At 72.1% G+C, this 22195-nt stretch carries 15 protein-coding genes, 1 other RNA gene and 1 pseudogene; 11 read left to right on the top strand and 6 right to left on the bottom strand.

What is annotated here, in order from left to right; all coding sequences use genetic code 11:
• Window positions 1–243: 243 nt before the first annotated feature.
• From QIS96_RS34365 to QIS96_RS34350, 4 genes are all read right to left on the bottom strand, one after another.
• Window positions 244–1161 (bottom strand): carbohydrate ABC transporter permease, encoded by a 918-nt coding sequence (locus QIS96_RS34365; RefSeq protein ID WP_282546763.1) that lies wholly within the window; start codon window positions 1159–1161, stop codon window positions 244–246.
• The gene (locus QIS96_RS34360) at window positions 1158–2441 is read right to left on the bottom strand and encodes a carbohydrate ABC transporter permease (RefSeq protein WP_282546773.1); all 1284 of its coding nucleotides are present in this window, start codon (window positions 2439–2441) and stop codon (window positions 1158–1160) included. The genes QIS96_RS34365 and QIS96_RS34360 overlap by 4 nt, the downstream gene beginning before the upstream one ends.
• An 88-nt stretch (window positions 2442–2529) precedes the next feature.
• Complete coding sequence (locus QIS96_RS34355) at window positions 2530–3915, bottom strand: ABC transporter substrate-binding protein (protein ID WP_282546762.1); 1386 nt, start codon at window positions 3913–3915, stop codon at window positions 2530–2532.
• Window positions 3916–4292: 377 nt separating this feature from the next.
• Window positions 4293–7838 carry an FHA domain-containing protein gene (locus tag QIS96_RS34350; RefSeq protein WP_282546761.1) on the bottom strand — a complete coding sequence of 1182 codons (3546 nt, stop codon included), beginning with the start codon at window positions 7836–7838 and terminating at the stop codon, window positions 4293–4295.
• A gap of 540 nt (window positions 7839–8378) precedes the next feature.
• Here QIS96_RS34350 and QIS96_RS34345 point away from each other — a divergent pair.
• From QIS96_RS34345 to QIS96_RS34330, 4 genes are all read left to right on the top strand, one after another.
• Window positions 8379–10025: a serine/threonine-protein kinase gene (locus QIS96_RS34345; protein WP_282546760.1), complete on the top strand. Its 1647-nt coding sequence runs from the start codon at window positions 8379–8381 to the stop codon at window positions 10023–10025.
• Between the two features lie 184 nt (window positions 10026–10209).
• Window positions 10210–11460, top strand: coding sequence for a serine/threonine-protein kinase (locus QIS96_RS34340; protein WP_282546759.1), 1251 nt, complete (start codon window positions 10210–10212; stop codon window positions 11458–11460).
• A 95-nt stretch (window positions 11461–11555) separates the two neighbouring features.
• The gene (gene prfB / locus QIS96_RS34335) at window positions 11556–12662 is read left to right on the top strand and encodes a peptide chain release factor 2 (RefSeq protein WP_282546758.1); all 1107 of its coding nucleotides are present in this window, start codon (window positions 11556–11558) and stop codon (window positions 12660–12662) included.
• 314 nt (window positions 12663–12976) lie between these two features.
• A complete protein-coding gene (locus QIS96_RS34330) occupies window positions 12977–13654 on the top strand; it encodes an LPXTG cell wall anchor domain-containing protein (protein WP_282546757.1) in 678 nt (225 codons plus the stop codon).
• Between the two features lie 115 nt (window positions 13655–13769).
• Here the strand turns inward: QIS96_RS34330 and QIS96_RS34325 are convergent, their stop codons facing one another.
• Complete coding sequence (locus QIS96_RS34325) at window positions 13770–13964, bottom strand: hypothetical protein (protein ID WP_282515865.1); 195 nt, start codon at window positions 13962–13964, stop codon at window positions 13770–13772.
• A gap of 251 nt (window positions 13965–14215) precedes the next feature.
• Between QIS96_RS34325 and ftsE the strand changes: the two genes are divergently transcribed.
• The 7 genes and pseudogenes from ftsE to dacB all read left to right on the top strand — a co-directional run.
• Window positions 14216–14905, top strand: coding sequence for a cell division ATP-binding protein FtsE (ftsE, locus tag QIS96_RS34320; protein WP_282515864.1), 690 nt, complete (start codon window positions 14216–14218; stop codon window positions 14903–14905).
• Window positions 14906–14953: 48 nt separating this feature from the next.
• Complete coding sequence (gene ftsX / locus QIS96_RS34315) at window positions 14954–15871, top strand: permease-like cell division protein FtsX (protein ID WP_282546756.1); 918 nt, start codon at window positions 14954–14956, stop codon at window positions 15869–15871.
• Between the two features lie 67 nt (window positions 15872–15938).
• Window positions 15939–17102, top strand: a complete 1164-nt coding sequence (locus QIS96_RS34310; RefSeq protein ID WP_282546755.1) for a S41 family peptidase — start codon at window positions 15939–15941, stop codon at window positions 17100–17102.
• An 18-nt stretch (window positions 17103–17120) separates the two neighbouring features.
• On the top strand, window positions 17121–17624 hold the full coding sequence (gene smpB, locus QIS96_RS34305) for an SsrA-binding protein SmpB (RefSeq protein WP_282546754.1): 504 nt from the start codon (window positions 17121–17123) through the stop codon (window positions 17622–17624).
• A 134-nt stretch (window positions 17625–17758) separates the two neighbouring features.
• Window positions 17759–18147, top strand: a transfer-messenger RNA (tmRNA) gene (gene ssrA, locus QIS96_RS34300).
• A gap of 151 nt (window positions 18148–18298) precedes the next feature.
• Entirely contained in the window at window positions 18299–19276 is a 978-nt protein-coding gene (locus tag QIS96_RS34295) for an extracellular catalytic domain type 1 short-chain-length polyhydroxyalkanoate depolymerase (protein WP_282546753.1), read from the top strand.
• 72 nt (window positions 19277–19348) lie between these two features.
• Window positions 19349–20800 (top strand): annotated as a pseudogene (gene dacB, locus QIS96_RS34290) (D-alanyl-D-alanine carboxypeptidase/D-alanyl-D-alanine endopeptidase); the annotation flags it as partial.
• Here dacB and QIS96_RS34285 read toward each other — a convergent pair.
• On the bottom strand, window positions 20796–22190 hold the full coding sequence (locus QIS96_RS34285; RefSeq protein ID WP_408907303.1) for an MFS transporter: 1395 nt from the start codon (window positions 22188–22190) through the stop codon (window positions 20796–20798). The pseudogene dacB and the gene QIS96_RS34285 overlap by 5 nt on opposite strands.
• Between the last annotated feature and the right edge of the window lie 5 nt (window positions 22191–22195).

The following is a 22195-nucleotide window of genomic DNA, read 5'->3' as shown; positions in this document are numbered from 1 at the left end:
CCCGCCAACCCCCGAATGGCGGCTCCGGTTACGCCGAATGTGGCAAAGGGGTGAGAGCGGCCCGCGGATACGCGCCGCGGACCGCCCTCCTGGTGTACGCGGTCAACTCACGTACGAATCCCCAGAGTTGAGGCGAGAGGTGTACGGTGCGTGGCCGCCCCGGGCGGTCCGGTGCTGCCGGCGTCGTCACTTGACCGCGCCCGCGTCACATGACCGCGCCCGCGTCACTTGACCGCGCCCGCGTCACTTGACCGCGCCCGCCATCACGCCGGAGACGAACTGCCGCTGGAAGGCGAAGAACACGGCGAGCGGGATCACCATCGAGAGGAACGCACCCGGCGCGAGGATCGACACGTTGTCGCCGAAGTGCCGCACCTGCTGCTGGAGCGCGACCGTGATCGGCGGGTTCTTGGAGTCCGCGAAGATCAGCGCGACCAGCATGTCGTTCCACACCCACAGGAACTGGAAGATGCCGAGCGAGGCGATCGCGGGCCCGCCGAGCGGCATCACCACCCGCAGGAACAGCCGGAGTTCGCCCGCGCCGTCGAGCCGGGCCGCCTCCAGAAGCTCCCGGGGGATCTCCGCGAAGAAGTTCCGAAGGAGGAAGATCGCGAACGGCAGGCCGAACGCGACATGGAAGAGGATCACGCCGAGCGTCGTCTCGAAGATCCCTACGCGGCCGAAGAGCTGGGACACCGGAAGCAGCGCCACCTGCACGGGAACGACGAGCAGCCCCACGACCCCGAGGAACCACCAGTCCCGCCCCGGGAACTCCATCCACGCGAAGGCGTATCCGGCGAGCGAGCCGATCACGACCACGAGCAGCGTCGACGGGACCGTGATCGCCACCGTGGAGAGCAGCGAACCGGTGATCGTCTCGTCCTGCAGCAGGTGCGCGTAGTTCTCGAACGTGATCTGCGAGGGGACCGTGAACACCTGCCACCAGCCGCCCGCGCTGATGTCGGCCGGCTCGCGCAGCGAGGACAGCGCGAGCCCGATCGTCGGCACCAGCCACAGCAGGCCCACGACCAGCAGAAACACCCGCATCAGCCCGCTGCTGAGCGCCCCGGCGACCCGGGACGCGGCGGACGGTCGGGCCTTGTCCCCGGCCTCGGCCTTTCCGCCCGCCCTCGGCTCCACGGCTTCCCCGAGCGCGCTCATCGCCGCACCTCCCTGCGCAGTCGCCGTACGTTGAACGCCATCACCGGGACGACGAGGAGGAAAAGCAGCACCGCGATGGCGCTGGCGACGCCGGAGTCGCGGTCCACGAACGAGTTGTAGAGCTGCAGGGCGAGGACGTTCGCGTCGTCGCGCACATCGCCCGGCGCGATGATGAAGACCAGGTCGAAGATCTTCAGGACGTTGATCATCAGCGTCACCAGGACCACCGCGAGCAGCGGTGCGAGCAGCGGTACGGTCACCCGCCGGAAGACCTGCCACTCGTTCGCCCCGTCCACCCGCGCCGCCTCCAGGAGCTCCCGCGGAATGCCCGCGAGCCCGGCCGCGATCAGCACCATCGCGAAGCCCGCCCACATCCAGACGTACGCGAGGATCACCGACAGGGTCACGAAGTTGACGCCGACGAACGGCAGCGCCCGGTCCGGTCCCAGCCAGTCCACCCCGTTGTACGGCTCCCTGAAGTTGCTCGCGGGTAAGCGCAGTTGGGCCCCGTCGGCCTTCTTCGAGAGGGTGAAGGTGCCGTCGGCCGCGGCCTTCGTCGACTCCACGACCTCGCCGCCCTTGACCGCCTCGACCGTGAGGCCCGGATAGCCGGACTCGGAGGCGTCCGGGGCGTTGCGCTCGCCCACGCCCTTGCCGAGCGTGAAGTCCTGCCAGGCGGTGCCGGTGACCTTGCCGGGCTCTTCGGCGGCGGGCTTCGCGGGCGCCGCCTCCTCCGGCATCTGCTCCTTGGGCACGCCGAGCAGCGGCAACGCGACGGGCACCCCGGCCTCGACGGTCGTACGGGTGACGAAGCTGCCGCCGCCGCCCGGCTTCAGCGGCGACTCCTGGCCCGGATGCGCCTTCGGGAACGCCGAGGACTCCGCGAACGAGTCGTGCACACCCACCCATACGGCGTTCAACGCGCCCCGGTCCGGGTCCTGTTCGTAGACGAGCCGGAAGACGATGCCCGCGGCGAGCATCGAGATCGCCATCGGCATGAACACGAGCAGCTTGAACGCGGTGCCCCAGCGGATGCGTTCGGTGAGCACCGCGAAGATCAGGCCGAGCGCGGTGGCGACCGTCGGCGCGAGCACCACCCAGATCGCGTTGTTCCTGATCGCGGTGAGGATCGTGTCGTCGGTGAACAGCGTGACGTAGTTGCCGAATCCGGTGAACTCCCCGGACCTGTCGTAGAAGCTGCGGTACAGCGAGTACCCGATCGGATAGACCACAAGGGCCCCGAGCAGCACGAGCGCGGGCAGCAGGAAGGCCGCCGCCATGCGCTTGCGGGTGCGGACGACGCCGGTGACGGGGGCTGTTCTCGTGGTTCGGGTCCCGGTCCCGGTTTGCGCCTCCGAAGCCACCGCGTCAGTCCTTCTGCGCCTTGTACGCCTTGGCGGCCGCGTCCTCCAGGACCCGCTGCGTGCCCGCGACGTCCTTCGGGTTCTTCAGGAAGTCCTGCAGCGCCTTCCACTCGCCCTTGCCGGGCGTGCCGCCGAAGGCCTGCGGGGCCTGGTCGGACATGTCGAAGCGGATGTCGTCGCCCGCCGCGATCAGGGCCTTGGCGATGTCGCGCTGCACGTCGTTCGGGTACGCCGCGACGTCCAGGTTCTTGTTCGGCGAGACGAAACCGCCCGCCTTCGCCCAGATCGCCGCCGCGTCCGGCGAGGCGAGATACGTGAGCAGGGCCTGCGCGCCTTTGCTGTCCTTCAGGGCGACGGCGGCGTCACCGCCGACCACGGCCGGGGACTCGCCGCCGCCGACGGCCGGGAACGGGAAGACCTTCGCGTCCGTGCCGACCTTCGCGTCCGTCTCCGCGATGGCGAGCGAGACCATGTCGCCCTCGAAGACCATGCCCGCCTTCGGCTGGTCCCCGCCGACGAAGGTCTGCTTCACCGACTCGGGGAACTCCGTGCCGAGCGCGCCCTGCGGCCCGCCCGCGATCAGGTCTTTCTTGCCGAAGAGCTCGCCGAGGGTGGTGAGCGCCTTCTTCACGGACGGATCGGTCCACTTGATCTCGTGCTTGGCGAGCTGGTCGTACTTCTCAGGACCCGCCTGCGACAGATAGACGTTCTCGAACCAGTCGGTGAGCGTCCATGCCTCGGCGCCGCCGACGGACACGGGGGCGATCCCGGAGTCGTAGATCATCCGCGCGGTCTGCAGGAACTCGTCCCAGGTCTTCGGCTCCTGCCCGCCCGCGTTCTTCATGACGGCCGCGTTGTACCAGACCAGGGACTTGTTGGCGGCCTTGAAATACACCCCGTACTGCTCACCGCCGACGGCCCCGAGCTCCCGCCACCCGTCGCTGTAATTCTTCTCAAGCTCCTTCTGCGCCTCTGTCCCGACCGGCTTGGCCCACTTATTGGCCACCGCCTGCTCGATCGCCCCGACCTGCGGCAGCATCGCCACGTCCGGCGGCTCCCCGCCCGCGACCTTCGACTCCAGGAAGCCGATGATCGGGTCCTGCGCCGGTACGAACGACACCTCCGCGCCGGTCCGCCTCTCGAACTCGTCGAGCACCCGCAGGAACACCTTGCGCTCGGCCCCGCCCCACACCGCGGCGACGGACACCTTCTGCCCGTCCAGCTCGGGCAGTTCGACGGTGGGCTTCGCGGCGCCGTCGCTCCCGCTCTGTTCGTCGGGCGCACCACCGCCCCCGCCGCATCCGCTGAGCGCCAACGCCCCGACGGCGACCAGCGACACGGCCCCTCTCCCGACCCCAACAGCCTTACGAGTACGCAGAGTTGTACGCATCACTGCCCCGTCCCGTCGCACCGAGCGAGCCCTGTCCGGACAGGTCTACGCCTGCCCCGAGAGTTCGGACAAGGGAGCCTGCGAGGGGAAGCGGGGGATCGTGATGCGCTCGTGACTCTCGCGGTGTCGGCCCCTCCGGCGGGCCTGTGGCGGCGCTGTGGCCGACCTGCGGAGCTGTGTTTCGGCTGCCGCGCCGTCGTGGCTGGTCGCGCCCCGCGGCGGAGCCGCTGATGTCGCAGCCCCGCGCCCCTGTCGGGGCACGTAGCCCCGCCCAAATTCAGCCCCTCCGGCGTTTGAGGACGAGCCCGGAGGGCGAGCGGCGGGGCCCGAGCCGACGGTGCGGATGACGTGCCAGATGACGCGCCCCGGGAAACCCCCTACCCCGCCCCCACCGCCGCAGCCCGCTCCAACGCACTCGCCAGCAACGCCAAGTCCGTAGGCCCGTTGCCCAGTTCACGCACCGGCCGACGCTCCGGAGGGTCGCCCATACGGTGCCACTCCAGGGGGACAGCCGTGGGCCGGAGCGTGGACGTACGCGGAATGCGCCCCGTGACCCGCCCCGTCTGGAACGGCGTCCGAGGGCCGTCCGCGATGTGCAGCCAGCCACGCCCCGGCGCCGGCTCCTCCGGCGCCGCGGAAGGCGCGTCGAGCACGATCCGCAGCGTCGCCCGACGAGCCAGCTCCGTCTCGGCCGTACGCTCCGGGCGACCGGACGCCGCCACCAGATGCACACCGAGCCGCCCGCCCTCACGCGCGACGGCCTCAAGGGCACGGACCACCGACCCCGCCGAAGGCCGGCCGGGCGCGCCGAGCGCCGGGGCGACCAGCGCGTCCAGGTCGTCCACGACCACCACGAGGCGCGGCAGCGGCGACTCCGGCTCGGGCTGAGCCACAGCGGCAGGCCGCCCGACACCGCCCGCGCCACCCGCGCCCCGCGCACCCCCGCGCCCGCTGCCTGAACGCCCTTGCGGCGGCCGCAACTTGACCGTCGTACTGGGCGGGCTGTCCAGGTCCCCGGACCCGCCGGAGTCCCCGCCGCCGCCCAGATTCGCGGCGCCTCCGGGGCCAGGGCGCCCGGCCCCGGAAGCAGAGCGACTGCGCTGCGGAACCAGCCGCTCCGCCACCATCTTCTGGGTGTGCCACTCCGCGAAGTCGATCCGGCCGAGCAGCTCCGCCCGCCGCTTCAGCTCCGCCGTCAGCGCCTGCGCGAACTCCCGCATCCGTACGGGGTCGTTGGCGGCCAGATGCGCCGTCACATGCGGCAGGTCCGTGCAGACCCGCAGCCCGTCGCCGCGCTCCGAGCCCGCGCCGTCCACCAGGACCAGGCGCAGCCGCTCCGGCCGCTCCGCGGAGGCCAGGGCCGCGGCCACGGAACGCAGCAGTTCCGTACGCCCACTGCCCGCCGGGCCCTCCGCCAGGAGGTGCGGGCCCGATGCGACCAGGTCGGCGCAGAGCGGCCCGCGCGGGCCCGCACCGAGCACCGCCTGGGCCCGGCCGCCCAGCGCGTCGGCGTCGTCCGCGGCCGCCGCCCACCGCGCCATCAGGGACGCGGGGGTGGCGCGGGCGAGCCCCAACTCGTCGAGCAGGCGCGCCGCTTGGGGCAGCGGCGCGGCCACGCGCGCGTGCCGCTCGCCGCCCGTGTCCGCAGGCCGCAGCGGGGCCAGGGCGCGGGAGAACCGCTCGGCCCAGGCGGCGGACACGGCGTCCACCGAGGCGACGGTGCCATGGCCGACGGGGTGCCCCTGCGACGTACGCAGGAGCCGCAGCGCCGTCGCCACGTCACCGCTCAGCAGCGCCACCGCGCCACACGCGCGGAACGCGGGCGACGCCGCACAGGCCGCCTCGTACGTCGCCGTCATCGGGGACGCGGGCGAAGCGGCGGGCGTCTCGGCGAGGCACAGCACATGGATGCCGGCCGCGGACCCCTCGGCGGTCAGGCGCGTCGTCGCCTCCCGCAGCCCCGCCGAACCCGGGTCCCCGTCGACGATGAGCACGGTGAGCGGACCGCTGAACTCGCCCTGCCGCGAGGCGGGTCGGCCGGCGACAGGCGTCCCGGAGGCTGCGGACGCGGCGGGCGCCCCGGGGGCCGAGGACGCCGCCGACACCGGCTCGCCGTCCGCCGTCCGGGCCGCGGCTATGGACTCCTCGGGGGCCGCCTGAAGCCCCGGCCCGCGCGCGTGCCCACGCGTCTGCGCGGCCTCCCCGCCGGCCGCGTCGGAGCCGCCCGCCGCGCCGGCGACCGGGCCGCGCCCCTCCTCCTGAAGGTGCTCGTCCAGCCGGCGCAGCAGCTCGCCGGTCCGCGCCGCGGCCTGCTCCCGGTCGTACGCGAGCAGCAGCCGGCAGTCCTGGCCGTGCCCGGGGCGCACATGCGGGAGCCAGCCGAGCCAGGCCCACTGCGCGGTGCGCTCCTCGACGCCGCGCGCCCGGTCCGTGCTGACGAGCACGATCTCCAGGTCGGTGGGGGAGTGCAGCGCTGCGAGCTGGGCCAGCACCGCGCGGGCGAGCCCCGCCAGGCGCGGCCGTGGCCCGGCGAGGCCGAGCGCGCCCGCCTCGCGCAGGCCGACCGTCACGGGCACGGCAGGCAGCAGGCCGCCGTCCGGACCCGTACGGTCCGCGGTGCCGAGCCGCACGGCGAGCGCCTCGGGGTGCGCCGGGTCGCGCTCCCACAGCCTCGGGCCGGGGCCGAGCGCGGTGAGGAGCAGCGCCGACGGGTCGGGCCAGGCCTCCGGAACGGCCGTCTCCGCGGGCGCGAACGCCGCCGGCGCCGTCCCGTCCGCCTCGCGCTCGGTCCGGCCGCCCGTGATGCGCCGCGCCCAGGCCCCGATCCCGCCGCGCCTGCGCACCTGCCGCGGCACGGTCGTGCCCCGCGCGGGCGTCCCGGTCCGATTCCGCTCGTACGCGTCGTCGTCCTCGCCGCCCGGCCCGCCCACGCCTGCCGCGTACGGATCCGATGCGTGCTGCTGCGATGCCGCCTCGGGCGAACTGTCCGTGCCCGCCCCGGAGTTGAAGCCGTCCGCCCCGCCCGCACCGGCTGCGGCGGTGCCTCCGGTGGAGATCCCGCGCGCGTACGTGGTGTCCTCGCCCGAGCCGTACGCACCCGCACCGGCGGACCCGTTCGAGCCGCCAGTGCCGCCGGTGCCGCCCGAGCCGGCCGATCCGTTCGCACCGGAGAGCGGCGCCGACGCCCCGTACCCCCGGACCGTCGCCCCCAGCGGGGGCTGCGCACCGCCGGCGCCCGGCACGCGCGCGGAGGGCGGGTTCTGCTCCGGCTCCGGGCCGACCCGCAGCTGGCCCTCGCCGTCCGCGAAGGCCGTGAGCGGCGGCTCGTCCCGCGCGGCGCTGAGCCGGAGCGTGGACTCGCCGATCCGCAGCAGCGCGCCCGGCGTGAGCCGCACCGGCCGGTCGGCGACGGGCCTGTCGTCCACCGACGTGCCGTTCGTCGAGTTCAGGTCCGTGACCGAGACGCGGCCGTCCTCACCGACCGTGACCGCGCAGTGCAGCCGGGAGACGTCCGGGTCGTCGAGGGGCACGTCCGCGTCGGCGGAGCGGCCGATGCTGATCCGGCCGCCGTGCAGCAGATGCACACCGCCCGCGTCCGGGCCCGCGACGACGTGCAGCCGGGCGGCCGCGCCCGCGGTGGACGGGGCGGGCTCGGCGGGGCCCTGCAGGGAGAGCACGGCGCCGTCGACCAAGGGGGGCTCGCCCAGGGTGGCCGTCGCGGAGTCCAGGCGGTCCGTGCCCACGTACACCACGACCGGGCCGTCCGGGACTCCGGCGGCCGCGCCCAGGCCCGAGGCCACGGCGGCGAGCGCGGTCCCGGTGGGCGCCGTGACGAGCACGTCACAGGCACGGGGCGGTGCGCCCTGGCCGGACTGCGGGGTCCGGCCGCTGGGCGGCCCGAGGACAGACAGCCGGATCTGCATCGCCGTCAGCGGTCCCTTCTGCGCGGGTGCCCGGCAGGGGGACGGCCCATGTGACTCCCCCCACCGAACACGGCATGGCTCCGTGCTGCTGTGCATCCTCGCACCTGGCACCGACAACACGCCCGCCGCCCACCATCAAGTGATCTTGATTGGCTGGGTCTGCTCGCAAAAGTGCCTGCACAGGCCGGTTGGGATCGTTGTGCACGGCCGACGGCTCGCGGCCCGCCCCGCCCGCACCCGAGGATCGGGCTTCCGCCCGCCCGGCAACCATCGGCCGCGCCCGCACGTCTTCCCTTCACAACCGCTGTCTCGATCCGTTCACCGGGATCCGGCGGTTTTCACAGGGAGGTGTACGAGGGTGGCACCGGGGCAGACAACGCCAGACCGGTGCCCGGCCGGGCCCCACTACAGTGGATCGGAACGCTCGACGCGGAACGGGCACACGGGGGCCCCGCGAGGCGGCCGGCGTCGGACGACAGAACAGCACCACACACCAGACCAGCAGGACCAGCAGGACCAGATCGACAGGGAGCGCATGACGTGCGGCCGGTAGGCAGCAAGTATCTGCTCGAGGAGCCGCTCGGACGCGGCGCCACGGGCACCGTCTGGCGAGCCCGCCAGCGGGAGACCGCGGGCGCCGAGGCCGCAGTGGCCGGGCAGCCCGGCGAGACCGTCGCGATCAAGGTCCTCAAGGAGGAGCTGGCGAACGACGCGGACGTCGTGATGCGCTTCCTGCGCGAGCGCTCCGTGCTGCTCCGCCTGACGCACGAGAACATCGTCCGCACCCGCGACCTGGTCGTCGAGGGCGACCTGCTCGCCCTGGTCATGGACCTCGTCGACGGCCCCGACCTGCACCGGTACATCCGCGAGAACGGCCCGATGACCCCGGTCGCGGCCGCGCTCCTGACCGCGCAGATCGCCGACGCGCTCGCCGCGAGTCACGTCGACGGCGTCGTGCACCGCGACCTCAAGCCCGCCAACGTGCTCCTCAAGGAGGACGACGGCGGCATGCGGCCGATGCTGACCGACTTCGGCATCGCCCGCCTCGCCGACTCCCCGGGCCTGACCCGCACCCACGAATTCGTCGGCACGCCCGCGTACGTGGCGCCCGAGTCCGCCGAGGGCCGCCCGCAGACCTCCGCCGTGGACATCTACGGCGCCGGAATCCTGCTCTACGAACTCGTCACCGGACGTCCGCCGTTCGCCGGCGGCACCTCCCTCGAAGTGCTGCACCGGCACCTCAGCGAGGAGCCGCGCCGCCCCAGCACCGTGCCCGGACCGCTCTGGACCGTCATCGAGCGCTGCCTGCGCAAGAACCCCGACGAGCGCCCCAGCGCCGAGAGCCTCGGCCGCGCCCTGCGCACCGTCTCCGAGGGCATCGGCGTGCACGCGAACTCCGCGCAGATCGCCGCCGCCGAGGGCGTGGCCGCCCTGCTCGCCCCCGACCCGGCGCCCGCCCCGGTCCCGGAGACCCCCGGCGCCGCCGACCCCACCCAGGTCATGCAGAACAACGCCGGCCCGTACGCCGACGCCGACCCCAACGCCGCGACCAGCGTCATGCAGCAGACCGGACCGGGTGGTCCCGGTGACGCGGACCCGACCTCGGTGATGCCGCCGGTGCCCCCGCGCCCCGACGGCCCGCCGGAGCCGGAGGGCCCGCACCCCTGGGAGAACCAGCTCCGCGCGGCGCGCGACCGCAACGAGCAGACGCAGGTCCAGCAGTACCTCGACCCGAGCCAGGACCCGCTGCGCCGCCGCCCCCAGCGCCAGCCGCAGCACCCGCCGCAGGCCCCCGCCGGTTACGGCCAGCAGGCCCCGCAGCACCAGCCGCAGCGGTACGCGCCCGCGCCGCAGCCCCAGCAGCAGCCGCAGCGGTACGCGCCGCCGCAGCAGCCGCCGCCCCAGCAGCCCCGGCCGCCGCGCGAGCCCCGTGAGCCGCGCCGCCGCAGCGCCAATCCGATGCGGATCCCGGGTCTCGGCTGCCTCAAGGGCTGCCTGTTCACGCTCGTCATCCTGTTCGTGGCGGGCTGGCTGATCTGGGAGCTGAGCCCGCTCCAGGGCTGGATCGGCACCGGCAAGAACTACTGGGAGCAGCTCTCCGACTGGTTCACCACGGTGACCGGCTGGATCGGCGACCTCGGCGGCGACACCGGCAGCACGGGCGGAGGCTCGGGCGGCACGCAGTAGCCGCACACGCCCGCGAAGCTCCGACCAAAACGGCCACCACGCACGCGTGGTGGCCGTTTTGCGGTCAACTCGCACACCACCATGGAGATTTATCGACATCCAGAGGGTGATTTCCGTCCTGGACGTGAAGGTTGGTGACGGAGCCGCGTAGTTTTGTTGCCAACAGGAGCCCGTAGGAGCAGTTTTGGCACGGAAAATCGGCAGCCGGTACACCGCGAACCAGATCCTGGGACGCGGCTCCGCAGGCACGGTGTGGCTCGGCGAGGGTCCGGAAGGGCCCGTCGCCATCAAGCTGCTGCGCGAGGACCTCGCGTCCGACCAGGAGCTGGTGGGCCGCTTCGTGCAGGAGCGCACGGCCCTGCTCAGCCTCTCGGACCCGCACGTCGTCGGCGTGCGCGACCTCGTCGTCGACGGCAACGACCTCGCCCTGGTGATGGACCTGGTCCGCGGCACCGATCTGCGCACCCGCCTGGACCGGGAGCGCAGGCTCGCCCCCGAGGCGGCCGTCGCCATCGCCGCGGACGTGGCCGACGCCCTGGCGGCCGCGCACGCCGCGGGCATCGTGCACCGCGACGTGAAGCCGGAGAACGTCCTCCTCGACATGGAGGGCCCGCTCGGCCCCGGCGGCTCGCACCCCGCGCTCCTGACCGACTTCGGCGTGGCCAAGCTCGTCGACTCGCCCCGCCGCACGCGCGCGACGAAGGTGATCGGCACCCCGGACTATCTGGCCCCCGAGATCATCGAGGGACTGCCCCCGCGCGCGGCCGTCGACATCTATGCCCTCGCGACGGTCCTGTACGAACTCCTCGCCGGATTCACGCCGTTCGGCGGCGGCCACCCCGGCGCCGTACTGCGCAGGCACGTCACGGAGACCGTGGTTCCGCTGCCGGGCATCCCGGAGGAGCTGTGGCAGCTGATCGTGCAGTGCCTCGCCAAGGGGCCCGCGTCCCGGCTGCGCGCCTCCGAGCTCGCCGCGCGCCTGCGTGAGCAGCTGCCGCTGCTCGCCGGGATGGGCCCCCTGGACGTGGACGAGCCGGACGCGGAGCACCAGGAGGAGCCCGCCGCGTACGCCGAGACCGAGCCGTACGCCGAGGAGTCCCGTACGCCGCGGCGCGGGGCCGTGCCGCTCGTGCCGGGCAGCAAGACGGACTCCAACCGCGACACCCACACGTCGATGCGGGTGCCGGGCCCGGACGAGCTCGCGGGCGGCGCGCGCGGCACGGCCCGCGCCCCGCGTACGGCCGGATCCCCGCGCCCCGGCTCGGCCCGGCACCGCATGGAGGCCCGGCGCCGCCGTCTGGCCCTGACCGCCGCGGCGGTCGGCGTGGCAGCGGCGGTCGGCGTGGGCGGCTGGCTCGCGGCGAGCGGGGACGACGCGGACGCGACCCCGCGGGACAACAAGGGCGCGAGCCCCACGGCCCCGGACGTCCCCTGAGCCGGGGCCGCCCTCGTACCCCTTGCATCACGGGCCCGAGGCCGGTTGTCCGCAGGGGGGAGAGGCTCGGTTCGCCGAGCCGTTAGGCTGGTGTCGTGGCAGTCGTCGATGTTTCCGAAGAGCTCAAGTCCCTCGCCTCCACCATGGCGTCCATCGAGGCCGTCCTGGACCTGGACAGGATGAGGGCCGATATCGCCGTGCTCGAGGAGCAGGCCGCGGCACCGTCCCTGTGGGACGACCCGGAGGCGGCGCAGAAGATCACCAGTCGCCTGTCGCACCTGCAGGCCGAGGTCCGCAAGACGGAGGCCCTCCGCAGCCGCCTCGACGACCTGAGCGTGCTCTTCGAGATGGCCGAGGAGGAGGACGACCCGGACACCCGCGCCGAGGCCGAGGCCGAGCTGGCCGAGGTCCGTAAGGCGCTGGACGAGATGGAGGTCCGCACGCTCCTGTCCGGCGAGTACGACGAGCGCGAGGCCCTGGTCAACATCCGCGCGGAGGCCGGCGGCATCGACGCGGCCGACTTCGCCGAGCAGCTCCAGCGCATGTACCTCCGCTGGGCCGAGCGCCACGGCTACGGCACCGAGGTCTACGAGACGTCGTACGCGGAAGAGGCCGGCATCAAGTCGACCACCTTCGTCGTCAAGGCGCCGTACGCCTACGGCACGCTCTCCGTCGAGCAGGGCACGCACCGCCTGGTGCGCATCTCGCCCTTCGACAACCAGGGCCGCCGCCAGACCTCGTTCGCGGGCGTGGAGATCCTCCCGGTCGTGGAGTCGTCCGACCACGTGGACATCGAGGAGTCCGACCTCCGCGTGGACGTGTACCGCGCCTCCGGCCCCGGCGGCCAGGGCGTCAACACCACCGACTCCGCGGTCCGCATCACGCACATCCCCACCGGCATCGTGGTCTCCTGCCAGAACGAGCGCTCCCAGATCCAGAACAAGGCGAGCGCCATGAACGTCCTCCAGGCCAAGCTGCTCGAGCGTCAGCGCCAGGAGGAGCGCGCCAAGATGGACGCCCTCAAGGGTGACGGCGGCAGCTCCTGGGGCAACCAGATGCGTTCGTACGTCCTGCACCCCTACCAGATGGTGAAGGACCTGCGGACGGAGTTCGAGGTCGGCAACCCCCAGTCCGTGCTCGACGGCGAGATCGACGGCTTCCTGGAGGCCGGCATCCGCTGGCGCAAGCAGCAGGAGAAGTAGCCGATTCGGGCCCCCGCGCGCGCCCGCGCCGGAGCTTTGTCGACAAGGTAACTGCCGCTCAAGAGGCCTCTCTTGAGCGGCAGTCGCCTTTTGCGTCACAGTCAGATCTCCGTGCCACGGCCAACTCGCTTGATAGCGGACATATGGCGCTCAACGCCCTTGACGCGGCCTTTAATTGTGGGAAGGGTTGCTCGCGGCATGCGTATTACCGGGGCACTTGTGACGGGGGGCGAACGGACCACTCTCGGTCTCCCAACAGGCCTTTGCCCCGGGCGCTGCTCCATAAACGAAACAGCTACTGGGGGTAGCAGCAGATGACGAAGAAGACGCGGATCCGCGTAGCGCGGATAGCGGCCGGTGCGGTGATCGCCGCCGGTGCTTCGCTGGCCGCGGCCGGCGCCGCTTCCGCAGTGGGCCTCGGCGTCGACCTTCCCGGTGACACCGGCGCCAGCGTCGGCGTCGACGAGGACGGCCTGGACGTCGGCCTCGACCTCCCGGGCGGCGATGACGACGAGGAGCCGACGGACCCGCCGACCGGCATCCCGACGGACCCGCCGACCGACGTTCCCACGGACCCGACCGACCCGACGGACGAGCCGACGGACCCGACCGACCCGACGGACGAGCCGACGGACCCCACGGACCCGACGGACGAGCCGACGGACCCGACCGAGGAGCCCACCGAGCCGGGTGACGGCAACGGCAACGGCGGCGGAAACGGCAACGGCGGCGGCAACGGCGGCGGCAACGACAACACCGACCCCGACGGCGGCAACGAGCCCGTCGAGCAGGGTCAGGGCAAGGAAGGCCTGACGGACACCGCTCCGCAGGTCCCCGCCGAGGACCAGGGCAAGGGCAAGGGCGAGCTCGCCGAGACGGGCGCGGCCGAGACCACGTTCCTGCTCGTCGGCGCCGCCACCATGATCGCCGGCGGTGTCGGCTTCCGCATGCTGCCCCGCCTCGTGGGTGGCAACCGCGGCGCCGCTGCCTGATCACCGGTAGCAGCCCGGCGAAAGCCATAGCCGAAAGGGCCCGGAGCAGCCAGCTCCGGGCCCTTTCGTCATGTCGTCACGCGTCGTGCTTCCGTACGCCAGGGGAGGCGGCGGCTCAGGCCTGGTGGGCCAGGAACGCCACAGCGCCGATCAGTACGAGCAGTAGGGCGATCAAGGCCGCCGGGTTCAGGTTCAGCCCGGCCAGGGGGCCCTCCTGCTGCATCCGCTGGCGGTTCGCCCTGCATACGGGGCAGCGCCCTTCGCTCACCGGCGCCGCGCAGTTCGCGCAGACCAACCTGTCAAAGGTCATGCCGCCTCCTCTCTGCCTCCGCACAACGCTCAGGGGAACGCAACCGTTCCCTCTACCACTGTGCCAGCTTCCCCGGATTTCGGCGCGGCCCGCCGGAACTCGTCTGGTTCAGCCCGAAGTGTTCCAGGCCGCAGGCCGGTCAGATCCGTGATAAAACGCGCAACCCAGGACGCCGACTGCGCCGCGCACGCCGCTTCGCGTAGGGTCACGCTCACCTAACCCCGACGCCCCCCGACGTACGAGGCGCATCCGTGATCCGATTCGACAACGTGTCCAAGACGTACCCGAAGCAGACCCGTCCTGCTCTGCGGGACGTCTCTCTCGAGATCGAGAAGGGCGAGTTCGTCTTCCTCGTGGGATCCTCCGGCTCCGGAAAGTCCACCTTCCTGCGGCTGCTGCTGCGCGAGGAGCGCGCCAGCCACGGCCAGGTGCACGTCCTCGGCAAAGACCTCGCGCGCCTGTCCAACTGGAAGGTGCCGCACATGCGGCGTCAGCTGGGCACCGTCTTCCAGGACTTCCGCCTCCTTCCCAACAAGACCGTCGGCGAGAACGTCGCGTTCGCGCTCGAAGTCATCGGCAAGCCGCGCGGCACCATCCGCAAGACCGTCCCCGAGGTGCTCGACCTGGTCGGCCTCGGCGGCAAGGAGGACCGGATGCCCGGCGAGCTCTCCGGCGGTGAGCAGCAGCGCGTGGCCATCGCCCGCGCCTTCGTGAACCGGCCGATGCTGCTCATCGCGGACGAGCCCACCGGAAACCTGGACCCGCAGACGTCCGTCGGCATCATGAAGCTGCTCGACCGCATCAACCGGACCGGCACCACCGTCGTGATGGCCACCCACGACCAGCAGATCGTGGACCAGATGCGCAAGCGCGTCATCGAGCTGGAGAAGGGCCGCCTCGTCCGCGACCAGTCGCGCGGCGTCTACGGCTACCAGCACTGACCCGAGCCCCCGCAGTACCGGGCAGCTAACGAGCACTGAAAGGACGCCATGCGCGCCCAATTCGTCCTGTCGGAGATCGGCGTCGGTCTCCGCCGCAATCTCACGATGACCTTCGCGGTCATCGTCTCCGTCGCCCTCTCCCTGGCGCTCTTCGGCGGCTCGCTGCTCATGCGCGACCAGGTCGAGACGATGAAGGGCTACTGGTACGACAAGGTCAACGTCGCGATCTTCTTCTGCAACAAGGGAGACGCGGAGACCGACCCCAAGTGCACCAAGGGCGCGGTCACGACGGACCAGAAGGACGCGATTCACGCGGACCTGAAGGACATGCCGTCCGTCGAGAGCGTCATCCACGAGTCCAGCGACGAGGCGTACAAGCACTACAAGGAGCAGTTCGGCGACTCACCCCTCGTCAACTCCCTTACGCCGGACCAGATGCAGGAGTCCTTCCGGATCAAGCTGAAGGACCCGGAGAAGTACCAGCTCATCAAGTCGGCCTTCGACGGCCGTGACGGCGTGCAGGCCGTCGAGGACCAGCGCAAGACCGTCGACAACCTCTTCGAGCTGCTCAACGGCATGAACTACGCGGCGCTCGCGGTGATGGCGCTGATGCTGATCGTCGCGATGATGCTGATCGTCAACACCGTGCGCGTATCGGCGTTCAGCCGTAGACGTGAGACGGGCATCATGCGGCTCGTCGGCGCGTCCAGCTTCTACATCCAGATGCCGTTCATCATGGAGGCCGCGTTCGCCGGCCTGCTCGGCGCCGGTGTCGCCTGCGTGATGCTGGTCGTCGGCCGGTACTTCCTGATCGACCACGGTCTCGCGCTCGCCGACAAGCTGCAGTTGATCCAGTTCGTCGGCTGGGACCAGCTGATCGCCAAGCTGCCGCTGGTCCTCGCGATCGGTCTGCTGATGCCCGCCCTTGCCGCATTCTTCGCATTGCGCAAGTACCTCAAGGTGTGACGCACCTACCAGGCGCCGTACGGTCAACCGGCCGTGCGGCGCCTTGCGTTGTCCTAGACTCACCGACATGTCGGGCCTCGATGCGTTCTCCCGGCCCCGCAGCGTCCGCCGCGGGGCGGCCCTGACATTGGTCTTCGCCGGCGTCCTCGCCGCAGGCGCCGCGACCGGCACTTTCGACGCCGCCGATCACAACGAGCCGGAGCTCTCGGCCCGTTCGGCCGCCCCCGCCTCCAACAGCGAGCGCGTCGCCGACGCCGCCGCCGAGGCCATGGCCGACGGCAAGTCGCCCGCCGCGGCCGCCGAGGAGGAGGTCAGCCGCAGCGGCGACCGCTGGGGCACGGTGTACGACCCGGCCGAGTACCGCGCGTTCGCCGACGAGCTGGACGGCGCGTACATCGGCGTCGGCCTGTGGACCCGCCGCGGCGAGGACGGCCGGATCGAGGTCGACCGGGTGCAGGACGGCGGCCCCGCCGAGCGCGCCGGCATCCGCACCGGCGACCGGCTCCGCTCCATCGACGGCCGGCCGATAGCGGGCCAGCGGGTCCGCGAGGTCGTCGACCAGCTGCGCGGCACCGGCGACGACGCGGGCACCGAGGTCGAGCTCGGCCTGCAGCGCGGCTCGCGCGCCTGGACCGAGAGCCTGCGCAGGGCCCGCCTGGAGACCCCCACCGTCAACGTCGAGCAGCGGGCCGACGGCACCCTGTGGATCAAGGTCTCGGCCTTCACCAAGGGCACCGGCGAGCGGGTCCGCGAAGCGGTCCGCACCGCGCCCGCGGGCAGCGGCATCGTGCTCGACCTGCGCGGCAACTCCGGCGGCCTGGTCGCGGAGGCCGTGACCGCCGCCTCCGCGTTCCTCGACGGCGGCCTGGTGGCGACGTACGACGTACGCGGTGAGCAGCGCGCCCTGCACGCGCGCGGCGGCGGCGACACCGACAGACCCCTGGTCGCGCTGGTCGACGGCGGCACGATGAGCGCGGCCGAACTCCTCGCCGGAGCCCTGCAGGACCGGGGCCGCGCGGTCGTCCTCGGCTCGCGGACCTTCGGCAAGGGCTCGGTGCAGCTGCCGAGCCGGCTGCCCGACGGCTCCGTCGCCGAGCTCACCGTCGGCCACTACCGCACGCCGTCCGGGCGGAGCGTCGACGGCCGCGGCATCACCCCGGACCTGGATGTCGACGAGGGCGTGGAGTCCAGGATCCGCACAGTATTGAGTGGCCTCGGCACCCCCTCGTAGTGCGAAAATGACGGCACTATGGCTGCGAAGAAGAAGAAAGACAAGGACACGGGCGACGGGCGGAAGATCATCGCCCAGAACAAGAAGGCCCGGCACGACTACCTCATCATCGACACCTACGAGTGCGGTCTCGTCCTGACCGGCACCGAGGTCAAGTCGCTGCGCCAGGGCCGGGCTTCCCTGGTGGACGGCTTCGTGCAGATCGACGGCCACGAGGCCTGGCTGCACAACGTGCACGTCCCGGAGTACGCGCAGGGCACCTGGACCAACCACGCCGCGCGCCGCAAGCGCAAGCTCCTGATGCACCGCGTGGAGATCGACAAGCTGGAGTCCAAGTCGCAGGAGACCGGCCACACGATCGTGCCGCTGTCCCTGTACTTCAAGGGCGGCCGGGCCAAGGTCGAGATCGCGCTCGCCAAGGGCAAGAAGGAGTACGACAAGCGGCAGACGCTGCGGGAGAAGCAGGACCGGCGCGAGACGGACCGGGCGATCGCCGCGGTGAAGCGGCGGCAGCGAGCCTGAGCCGCGGTCGGTGCCGGGAATTGGCTGGCACCGTCGTGTGTTGTTCACGTACGATGGACCACGTTCCGCAGGTGACGGAGCGCGGGATTCCTGAGGTCTTCGGATCTCTCGGGTCCACTTTGAAAAATCAACATGGGGATGATCGGTTTCGACAGCGGCTGTCGAAGCAGGGGAAGCGTGTCGAGGAAGCGGCAATGATCTCGTTAACCATATGTCGCAACCAATAATCGCCAACACCAAGCGCGATTCCCAGTCCTTCGCCCTCGCTGCCTGATAAGCAGTGACTGAAGGACCCTAAATGGGTGTCAGCCCGGGGACGTTCCCGACCCGGATCCTGGCATAATCTAGGGAACTAAACCTTTACGCCCGGTCACGGGGTGTGAAGGGAAATCAAACAGTGACTGAGCCCGTCGGAGACTTGTTCGCGTGATCTCCGGGGCTGAGAAAATCGCAGCGAACTGCACACGGAGAAGCCCTGATTCCACACCGTTGGACGCGGGTTCGATTCCCGCCATCTCCACAATTCCCATGTATGAGAAGGCCCCCGGACGCTTCGGCGTCGGGGGCCTTTTCATGTGCTCGGGTTTATGTGCTCGGGCCCCATGAAAACGCCCCCATCCTGTGTGTTCCGCACCCATATCGGTCGCGGCGGTCCGCTCCTAGCTTCCCTACGCATGACATCGACCAGAGCCGCACTTCTCGCCGCCCTGACCGCGGTGGCAGCCCTCTGTTCCCTGCTCCTCGCCGTGCCGCGCGTCCACGCCGCCGCGGGCCTGGAGGAGGTCACCGGCTTCGGGTCCAACCCCGGGGCCCTGAAGATGTACCGGTACGAGCCCGAGGGGCTGCCCGCCGGCCGCCCCGTCGTCGTGGCCCTGCACGGCTGTACGCAGAACGCCGCCGGGTACGGCCCCGGCAGCGGCTGGACCGAGCTCGCCGACCGGTGGGGCTTCTCCGTCCTCGTACCGGAACAGCAGAGCGGCAACAACGCGAACCGGTGCTTCAACTGGTTCCGGACGGGCGACAGTTCACGCGGCCAGGGCGAGGCCGCGTCGATCGCGCAGATGGTGGACCGGCAGCTCGCCGACGCCGCCGGGGACCCGGACCGCGTGCAGGTCACCGGGCTCTCGGCGGGCGGCGCGATGACCTCCGTGATGATGGCCGCGTACCCGGAGAAGTTCCGCGCCGGCGGAGTCGTCGCCGGGCTGCCGTACGGCTGCGCGCAGGCCGCCGGGTCGCCGTACGTGTGCATGTACGTGGGCGCGACGCAGACGCCGCAGCAGTGGGGCGACCGGGTGCGGGCCGCGCGGCCCGGGTACGCGGGGCCGTGGCCGCGGCTCACCGTGCTGCACGGCAGCGCCGACACCACTGTGAAGCCCGTCAACATGGGCGACCTCGTCGAGCAGTGGACCGATGTGCACGGCGCCGACCAGGAGGCGGACGTCAGCGACACCGTGGGCGGCTACCCGCACCAGGTGTTCCACGGGCCCGACGGCAGCGGCGTCGTGGAGACGTACAGCATCACCGGCATGGGGCACGGGCAGCCCGTCGACCCCGGCAGCGGGGACGCGCAGTGCGGGACGGCCGGGGCGTATCTGCTCGACGTGGACCTGTGCGCGGCGTACCGGATGGGGGCGGCTTGGGGGCTCCGCTGAACGCGGGTACTCGGCGGACGGGTGTGCGGGGCGTCTGTCGCAAGGGGGCGGTTTCCGGGATCCTGCCGTGGCATGAGCAGACCTGCGAGCACCACCGCGAGCACTTCCGCGAGAACCAACTTCCTTGCGCGTGCAGCTGTTTGGCCCGCGCTCGTCGGACTGGCCGCCACCCTGACCTGGAGCGCGCCCGCCGGGGCCGACGTCTCGGCGGTGCGCGCCGGGCTCCCGGAGGCCATCGACACGATCCTCGGCGATCCGCGGATGCAGGGCGGCGCGGCCAGCGTCGTCATCGCCGACGCGGAGACCGGCGAGACCGTCTACAGCCACCTGCCGACCGCCCGCCTCATGCCCGCCTCCAACACCAAACTCACCACGTCCGCCGCGGCGACCGCGCTGCTCGGCCCCGACCACCGCTACCGCACCGACGCCCTCGCGCACGGCAGCAGGAACGGTTCGACGCTCGCCGGCGACCTGTATCTGCGCGGCAGCGGTGACCCCACCACCCTCGCCGAGGACTACGACCGGCTCGCCGCCGACGTCGCGAAGGCCGGGATCCGCGAGGTGACCGGGCGGCTCGTCGCCGACGACACCCGCTTCGACGCGGAGAGGCTCGGGCGCTCCTGGGCCGCCGACGACGAGTCGTCGTACTACTCGGCGCAGATCTCCGCGCTCACCGTGGCCCCCGACACCGACTACGACTCCGGGACCGTGATCGTCGAGGTCGAGCCGGGCGCCGAGGCCGGGCAGCGGCCGAAGATCGGGCTCACCCCGCGCACCGGGTACGTCGAGATCGAGAACCGGGCCCGTACGGTCGCCGCGGGGGAGCCGAACACGGTGAGCGTGCAGCGTGAGCACGGCTCCAACACCGTGGTCGTCAGCGGGAACCTGCCGGTCGGCGGGGACCCGGCCAAGGAGTGGGTGACGGTCTGGGAGCCCACTGGGTACGCGGCCGCCGTGTTCCGGGACGCCCTGGCCCGGCACGGCGTGCGCGTCGAGGGCGGCACCCGGCTCGGCGCGGCCACGCCGAAGGACGCCGAGCCGGTCGCCGAGCACCGCTCGATGCCGCTGAAGGAGCTCCTCGTACCGTTCATGAAACTTTCCAACAACATGCACGCCGAGGCGCTCGTCAAGACCATGGGGTACGAGAAGTCCGGTCAGGGGACGTGGAGCTCGGGGCTCGACGCGGTCGCCGGGTTCCTGGAGAAGGAGGGCGTGGAGCCCGGGAAGCTGCGGCAGGTCGACGGCTCGGGGCTCTCGCGGATGAACAACATGCCCGCCGACCAGCTGGTGCGGCTGCTGCTCGCGGTGCGGGACGCGCCCTGGTACGGGGACTGGCTGAACTCGCTGCCCGTGGCCTGCGACCCGGACCGGTTCGTGGGCGGCACGCTGCGGTCGCGGATGTGCGACACCCCCGCGGAGCTCAACGCCCGCGCCAAGACAGGGTCGTTGACCGGGGCCTCGGCGCTCTCCGGGTACGTGAAGGACGCGGACGGGCGGGAGCTGGTGTTCAGCGTCGTGCTCAACAACTACCTGGGGGCGTCCGTGAAGGCCATCGAGGACGCGATCGTGGTGACGCTCGCGAAATCCACCGCTGAGGAGACGGTTCTCGTACGGCCGGGGATTTCCGGCTCCGCGCGTGCGGCTGATTCCGGTACGGCCGACGTCGAGTGCTCCTGGCGTAAACCGTCACTGTGCTGAACAGCGCGAGGGCGAGGGCGGCCGCGGTGACGGGCACGGCGTAGCCCGCCCGCGCGCTCAGGTGCTCGACGGCCTGGCCGCCCAGCGCGCTGCCGCAGGCGATGCCCCCGAGCAGGCCGGTCACGGCGAGGGTCATGCCCTCGTTGAGCCGGCCCTCGGGGGTGCGCGCCTGCACCAGGCCCATGCCCGTCACCATCGTCGGAGCCGTTGCCATGCCCGCCGCGAGCAGCGCCCCGGCGAGCAGCCACAGCGAGCCCGTACCGGCGGCGAGCAGCGGCAGCGCCATCAGGGCCGCCATCCCGGCCAGGCAGTACAGGAACCTGCGCTCCGCCGGGCCGCCCGGTGCGCGGGCCCCGTAGAGGAGCCCCGCCGCGCACGAGCCGGCCGCCTGCAGGGCGAGGACCGGGCCCGCCGCGGACGCGTGCCCCTGCCCGTCGGCGTAGGCGACGGTGACGACCTCCATGGAGCCGAAAACCGCCCCTGTGGCGAGGAAAACCGTCACTAGAGGGAGCATTCCGGGGGCGCCTATAGGGGAGGCGGTTTTCGTCGTACGCGCGTGGGGTGGCGGTTCTGTGGAGCGCTGAGCGGTGAAGAGCAGGACCCCGGAGAGCAGGAGCAGTGCGCCGGTGAGCGTGCCCGCCTCCGGGAAGAGGGCCGTGCACAGGAAGGCGGCGACGACCGGGCCGAGCATGAAGCACAGCTCGTCCGCGGCCTGCTCGAAGGAGTTGGCGGTGTGCAGCCGCGCCGGGTCGCCCGCGTACAGGTGCTGCCAGCGGGCGCGGGACATGCCGCCGGTGTTGGGCGTGGTGGCGGTCAGGGCGTACGCGGCGAACAGGGTCCACGCGGGCGCGTGCAGGTGGACGCAGAGCGCGAGCAGCAGCGAGCCGAGGACGGCAATTGCCGTTGCGGGCACGGCTGTTCGGGCCTGGCCGTGCCGGTCCACGAGCCGCGCGGTGTACGGGGCGACCACCGCGGTGGCGGCCAGTCCGGTGGCGGTGACGGCCCCGGCGAGGGCGTAACTGCCGTACCGCTCGGCGATCATGACGATGGCGCTCACGCCGAACATGCCCATGGGGAGGCGGGCGACGAGGTTGCCGAGGGTGAAGGCGCGGGCGCCGGGGAGCTCGAAGAGCCGGGAGTACGGATTGGCCATGCGGCAAGGCTCGGGGCGGCAGGCGGTCGGCGTCCAACACCTTTCGGGGGACCGTTCACGCATCCCGG

This window comes from Streptomyces cavernicola, assembly GCF_029968035.1.
Taxonomy (GTDB): Bacteria; Actinomycetota; Actinomycetes; order Streptomycetales; family Streptomycetaceae; genus Streptomyces; species Streptomyces cavernicola.
Note: the sequence above shows the minus strand (reverse complement) of the source record. Positions and strands in the feature narration are given on the sequence as shown.